Annotated in this window: 2 protein-coding genes; both read right to left on the bottom strand. The window is 47.5% G+C overall.

Annotation, left to right across the window (positions count from 1 at the left end):
* The coding region (tnpB, locus tag JAO78_RS16665) for an IS66 family insertion sequence element accessory protein TnpB (protein ID WP_226752486.1) at positions 1-225 on the bottom strand (225 nt) is incomplete at its 3' end.
* A 2-nt stretch (positions 226-227) separates the two neighbouring features.
* The gene (gene tnpA, locus JAO78_RS16660; RefSeq protein ID WP_205313754.1) at positions 228-512 is read right to left on the bottom strand and encodes an IS66 family insertion sequence element accessory protein TnpA; all 285 of its coding nucleotides are present in this window, start codon (positions 510-512) and stop codon (positions 228-230) included.
* Positions 513-596 lie beyond the last annotated feature (84 nt).

The following is a 596-nucleotide window of genomic DNA, read 5'->3' as shown; positions in this document are numbered from 1 at the left end:
CGTGTCTTTTTCAAGTCGCTTGTACCAGAGGCAAAACCCAGTGCTATCCCAGTACAGCACTTTTAACCGAGTACGCTGCCGATTGCAGAACACAAATAGTGCACCGCTAAATGGCGAGAGCTGCATCTCTTGCTCGACCAGCAACGATAAGCCATTAATGGATTTGCGAAAATCGACCGGCTGTTTATGCAAATAGACCTTAAGCACATCGAGGAACATTTTCATGGTCAAAGTGCCCTGAGCAAGGCGGCTAACCAGAGTGCATCCGTCCCTGCTGGAAGTTGCAATTCCATATCACGCTTGCGTAGCAGGATATGCTGGGCCAGTGGCGAGCTTTGTGGTGCTAATTCAATGAAACCGGTGTCATCATTCTGATGAGCCAACAACTGGCGTTTACGCAGATTGAAGTAGGTCGGAATAATCCCTTGTCGTTTAGCAAATGCCGTTTGGGTTAGGCCACTTTGGGCTTGCTCAGCGAATAACGCCAGCCATTGTTCTTTAGTGCGTTTCATGATGATTACCCTGATAATTTAAAGTGGCAGACAGGGTAATGTTGATCAGTTAGGATAGGAATGTGTGGTTGGCGTTACGCTTAC

The sequence above is a fragment of the Alishewanella maricola genome (assembly GCF_016343785.1).
Taxonomy (GTDB): domain Bacteria; phylum Pseudomonadota; class Gammaproteobacteria; order Enterobacterales; family Alteromonadaceae; genus Alishewanella; species Alishewanella maricola.
Note: the sequence above shows the minus strand (reverse complement) of the source record. Positions and strands in the feature narration are given on the sequence as shown.